The sequence below is a fragment of the endosymbiont of Ridgeia piscesae genome (assembly GCF_001443665.1).
GTDB classification, from domain to species: Bacteria; Pseudomonadota; Gammaproteobacteria; order Chromatiales; family Chromatiaceae; genus Endoriftia; species Endoriftia persephonae.
Genome location: NZ_KQ557169.1, coordinates 1 through 5,386 on the forward strand (window position 1 = coordinate 1; position 5,386 = coordinate 5,386).

Here is a 5,386-nt window from a genome sequence, read left to right on the forward strand (position 1 = left end):
AAGGCCATGCAATACACCCTGAACCAGTGGGAACGGCTGACAGGCTACTGCGCAGATGGACGGCTGACTATCAGCAACGCCCTGGCGGAGAATGCCATCTGACCCTTTGCCATCGGCCGCAAGAACTGGCTGTTTGCCGACACGCCGCGTGGGGCCAGGGCCAGCGCGAGCGTCTACAGCCTGATCGAGACCACCAAGACCAATAGCCTTGAGCTCTTCGTCTACCTGCACTACGTGTTACAGCATATCGGGGCGGCGGAGACAGTCGAGCAGATCGAGGCGCTGTTACCCTGGAACGCCAAGCTCAAAGCCGCGCTGAATTACAGTTATTAACTCGGCAACCAAAAGGCGTCCTGGCCTTTAGTTGCCGTCGACCGGGCCGACATATCCTTGTGCCAGCATTAACCCGGCCACTATTCAGTTACCGGGTTAATAGCCTGCGGCATCCTGCCGAACTATTACTCAATTATCAGGGTGGTCAGCAAAGCTCAAGTGCCTGATAATTCCGTGTTGACTCCTCACTTCGCCTCAGGCACAAAGGCAACAGAGGGGTCAGTCCGACACATTGGCAGCTACAACCGTGCCAGTGTTCAATCCGAGAACCCAGTCCAGTATAGTCGTTGCTACCTCGTCCGTAACTTTCTTGTTGGGAGGCATGGGGACCGAACCCCAGGCGCCCTTGCCGCCTTTTTTAATTTTTTCAACAAGATCAGCTACCGCACTCGGATCTCCTTCATATCTAGCCGCCACTGCCTTGTATGCGGGACCAACCCGTTTTTTATCCACACTGAGGCACACCAGGCAATTATATTTCTTTGCCAATGCTGCTCCATCCGCCAGCGCTGCAGATGGCGCCACACCCAAGCCGATGACAGCACTAACTGAAAAAGCCAGTAGCATTTTTTTTCGTATATGTATCATCTAAGTCTCCTCCAAGGAGTTAATGAGAGGCGTTTAACGATCCATTCAGAGTTCGTCTAAGATACGATCCCGTATCTCACTCGCCTCCTGTTTCGTGATCAAACCCTTTTCTCGCAGCTCAATAACACGACGAAACCGCATTTCAAAAAAAGGGGAGGCTTTTTCAACCGTTTTGCCAGATTGTTGTATTGCAGTAGATTCTGGCAACTTCGGCTGATAATCAGAAGGCACAATCGAGGGTTCCACTTCGTTACATTCCAATCTGGCGTGAACCCCCTTAGCGATCTCTTGTGTTCCCACTCGCAGCCGCTGTGTGGCACACCCAACCTTGCGCACTTCAACCGTACCGTATAGCGGGTGTTTCTCCCGTGGATAGACAATCGGAAAGACCTTGCCTTGCTCTAGAATGAGCGGGGTAACGCCCACTCTTGCGTTCATGATATACACCTCCGCCCCCGTAGGCTCGGAGGTAATGTCAAGCATTCCCGGGCGTTCACCCAAGGATGAGCACCCGGAAATAACCACTATGGGTAAACATGCAACCAGGACAAATAGCCCATTATTCATAGCTGAATTCCGATCAGAATCCGCTGAACAGCATCAAGGTTGTTTGCTGATCGCCCGCATCCTGCGGAGTGTCATATTTACTCCCGCTCCGTAGTACGTGGTTGAGTTGCAACTGTACATTTTGCGCAAAATTGTAGGTGCCACCTATTGTCACTGCATTGTCGGTATCAGCACCCGTATCCGCATGTCGATACCCAAGTATAATCGTCGCCTTGTTTGGTATCACACCATATTGGCCATGGATGGACCATGCCGTTTTCCTGTTTGCGCTAGCATTGAAATGCGAATTACTAGGAACACTCCCATATGCAGCATAAGCGCCTAATGGCTTACCCAGAAATTCGCCCTGCAATTGGCCATCAATAGACCACCCCTTTATATCTTTCTCTTCAATGACATTACCGCCAGTGTCATTCTTTGACTTACCGAAATAGTATTGGAATCCAAGTCCAGAATCCCAGTCACCCAATTGAGGCGTCAGCGCCCCACGAACATAGGTGGCCAGACCCTCTGGACTGAAATTGCTCCAATCGGGGGACCAAAATGTCACATTGAGGAAGCCAGACTCCTTCACGGCTGCAAATGTGATACCTTCTGCAGCCCCATACCCAAGGCCAAGGTATTGCTGCGCCATCAATGACTTGCGATCCTCTCCCACTCGCTGACTGCGCAATGCTCCCGTATTCAGCAACTCAAGGCCAAACCCTGCACCCAAGGCGTCCGTTATGAACGGGACAACCAGCAGGTCAGTATCTTCGCCTGCCTTGAAGTTGAACGGCATTTTAAAGGAGAGGAAATTACTGCCTTCTGTGCCGTGCAAGGAGAGTTCGGTTAGAAAACCAATGTTTTCACTTACGCGGCCTCCCAGAAACAGGGCGGCCTCGTCAGGTAGCTGGAGCTCACCCACATTGGTTGCATAGGCACCCTCTTTTCCTTCGATGGTCGCACCGCTTTCTACCAACCTCGCATTGTCTCCATTCGTTTTCTGGTAGCGAAACTTGGTAATCAACGAGGCATTAAGAACGGCTGGTAGAGACAAATTATCATCCTCCACCAATTCCTGCGCACCTGATTGAGTATATCCAGCCGCTTTGAATGAACGGCCAAATTGATTGAGCGCCGGATAACTACCCTGGAAGTGACAAGAATTGCAGGCCATACCAGTCTGACGCGCAAAGGCGGGAACCGCCTGGCTTTCAGTCCACACACCAAGACCCAGCGTTCCAATGACTAATGCAACCGCAGTAGCTTGCGTTGATTTTGTTTTTTTGACGCAAAAATCTGAGCTGACTTCTTCATTATTTCCCCCTTAGTAAAACGATATATGATTTTTGTTGATGTTAGCGAAAGACAATGACTGGACTTTTTGGCACCCCCCTACAATCGGCAACAAGATTTATCTCAGGCCGGAGATGTACAAATTCGCCCCGAACCTTTCAGGTAAACCCCTCAATTACAGCGCTTGATGGGAATTTCTTTTTCTTCGTTTTGTTTTTGTGATGATCATCACTAATCACGCAAAAAAACCTTGCAACATTATTTTTCTTGCCTATTCAAGATGTTGAGAGCACAAGCGCACCCTAAAAATAGCGCACCTGCCTTGCCTAAGGCAGGGCGCAAATATTTTAGTGCTTTATCTTTTAAAAATGTGACAGGCCTCACGCGCGACTGAAATTATCAAAAGAAATACCCGGTTTCAAGAAAAAACATATAAAAATCAATTGCTGTAATGATATTCGTCAGTCACCGCAAAGATATTTTGATATGGCAGGGCTTTTCCGGGCAAAAAATCACGCAGCTTTTCGGTTTTCTTTCTCATAGCCCAATGGCGTCTGATAACCGATAGTTGAGTGGCGTCTCTGGCGGTTATAGAACACCTGTAAGCGCCCAAGAACCGGCACCTGTTTTCGGAGCAGGCGCTACCGCAGACTTTCTCCTGACTGATCACCACACAGGAGAGAGCATGATGACTTCCAACTCCAACGACAGTAGCCTGTACTGGCAACAGCATGTGGTCGCCTGGCAAGACTCAGGCCTGACGCAGAGGGCCTACTGCGCCCAACGGGGGCTCAGTTCCCCGAGCTTCGGCTACTGGGCGCGCAAGTTGCGCCGCACAGATAAGCCGATGGTGCAACCCAGGGCGAAGAGCTTCGTACCGGTCACCCTCGCAGCACCGGTGGGCTCTGGCCTGAGCCTGGTGCTACCCGACGGCCTGGAGATCCGCGGGCTGGCCGCGATCGTCGAGCAGGAACTGGGGCACAACCCCTTCGAGGGTGCGCTGTATGCCTTCAGCAACCGGCGGCGGGACAAGATCAAGCTGCTGTACTGGGAAGACAATGGCTTCGTGCTCTACTACAAGAGCCTTGCCGAGGAGCGGTTCCATTGGCCCGCCTCGGGAGACGAGGTGGTGCCCCTGGATGGCCAGCAGATCAACTGGCTGCTTGACGGTTATGATCTTGTCGCCATGAAAGGCCATCGAAAGCTGCATTACGAGGCGACTTTCTGAAGACGGGGCGGGTGTGTCGAAGGTAGAATATGGCCTCATGAAAAAGGCGCTGGCAACCGATCCAACCACTCACCCCACAGTGTCCCTCACCGTCCCCGATCTGCTCCGCGTCATCCAGACGAAAGACCAGTTGCTGGTCGAGCGCGAAGCCCTGATCAAGGAACAGCAGAAGCTGTTGCGCCTGATGGAAGAGCAGCTGCGCCTGGCGCGGCTACGCCGCTTTGACGCCAGCAGCGAGAAGCTGTCCTTCCAGGGCACGCTCTTCGACGAGGCTGAACTCGAGGTCTCGCTCAAAGAGGTCGAGACACAGCTGCCCGAAGAAGAGAAAAGGCCCGCCGGCAAGTCACGTCAGGCCGATGGCTACTCCAAGCGCCTGCCGCGCATCCAGGTGCATCTCTCCCTGAGCGAGGAAGAGAGGGTCGGTGCCAGCAAGACTTTCTACACCAAGGTCAAGGAAGAACTGGACATCGTCCCGGCCCAGGCCCAGGTCATCGAATACTGGCAGGAGAAGGCGGTGTTCGAGGATTCCGAGGAGGGGGCTCCCAGGTCAAGGCGGCGGTCCGTCCGGTCCATCCCTTGGGCAAATGCCAGGCCCGCGTCCAGCTACTGGCCTGGCTCCTGGTGGCCAAATATGCCGATGCCCTGCCGCTGTACCGGCTCGAGGGCATCCTCAAACGCCATGGGGGCCGGATCAGTCGCACCACCATGGCCAACTGGATCATCCGCCTGGGCGATGTCTTCAAACCACTGCTCAACCTGCTGCGGGAGCATCAGTTAGGCGCTGACTACCTGCAGGCGGACGAGACGCGGCTGCAGGTACTCAAGGAGACGGGCAAGGCGGCCCAATCGGACAAATGGATGTGGCTGATCCGGGGCGGACCGCCGGACCAGCCGGTGGTGCTGTACGAATACGACGCCTCGCGTGGCGAGGCGGTCCCGCTACGCCTGCTCGAGGGGTTCTGTGGCATGCTGCAGACCGACGGCTACGCCGGTTACAACAAGGTCTGCTGTGAGAACGGCATCACCCGCATTGGCTGCTGGGACCATGCTCGGCGCAAGTTCGTCGAGGCCAGCAAGGCAGCACCTGTCAAGAAGCGGGGCCAGCCGGTGAGCAAGGCGGATATGGCGCTGTCGAAGATCCGCAAGCTGTATGCCATCGAGCAACGCATCGCAGACCTCGAACCAGCGGAGAAGACCCGGCAACGTCAGCAGCTGGCAGGACCGGTGCTCGAGGATCTCAAGGCCTGGCTGGAGAAGAACCGCACACGCGTCCCCAAGGACAGCCTGACCTACAAGGCCATGCAATACACCCTGAACCAGTGGGAACGGCTGACAGGCTACTGCGCAGATGGACGGCTGACTATCAGCAACGCCCTGGCGGAGAATGCCATC

At 54.2% G+C, this 5,386-nt stretch carries 5 protein-coding genes and 1 pseudogene; 3 read left to right on the forward strand and 3 right to left on the reverse strand.

Features of this window, described 5'->3' with window-relative positions; all coding sequences use genetic code 11:
* Positions 1-333 (forward strand): annotated as a pseudogene (locus Ga0074115_RS16010) (IS66 family transposase); the annotation flags it as partial.
* A gap of 219 nt (positions 334-552) precedes the next feature.
* Here the strand turns inward: Ga0074115_RS16010 and Ga0074115_RS15260 are convergent.
* From Ga0074115_RS15260 to Ga0074115_RS15270, 3 genes are all read right to left on the reverse strand, one after another.
* Positions 553-921 carry a c-type cytochrome gene (locus Ga0074115_RS15260; RefSeq protein WP_057957175.1) on the reverse strand — a complete coding sequence of 123 codons (369 nt, stop codon included), beginning with the start codon at positions 919-921 and terminating at the stop codon, positions 553-555.
* A 45-nt stretch (positions 922-966) separates the two neighbouring features.
* Positions 967-1,359 (reverse strand): hypothetical protein, encoded by a 393-nt coding sequence (locus Ga0074115_RS15265; RefSeq protein WP_157292817.1) that lies wholly within the window; start codon positions 1,357-1,359, stop codon positions 967-969.
* A 142-nt stretch (positions 1,360-1,501) separates the two neighbouring features.
* Positions 1,502-2,695, reverse strand: coding sequence for a porin (locus Ga0074115_RS15270; protein WP_157292819.1), 1,194 nt, complete (start codon positions 2,693-2,695; stop codon positions 1,502-1,504).
* Between the two features lie 756 nt (positions 2,696-3,451).
* Here Ga0074115_RS15270 and tnpB point away from each other — a divergent pair.
* Together tnpB and tnpC are read left to right on the forward strand one after the other, a co-directional pair.
* On the forward strand, positions 3,452-3,994 hold the full coding sequence (tnpB, locus tag Ga0074115_RS16015; RefSeq protein WP_082626938.1) for an IS66 family insertion sequence element accessory protein TnpB: 543 nt from the start codon (positions 3,452-3,454) through the stop codon (positions 3,992-3,994).
* A gap of 576 nt (positions 3,995-4,570) precedes the next feature.
* Positions 4,571-5,386 (forward strand): IS66 family transposase (tnpC, locus tag Ga0074115_RS15285; RefSeq protein WP_198295081.1); only part of this gene is annotated, 816 nt, incomplete at its 3' end.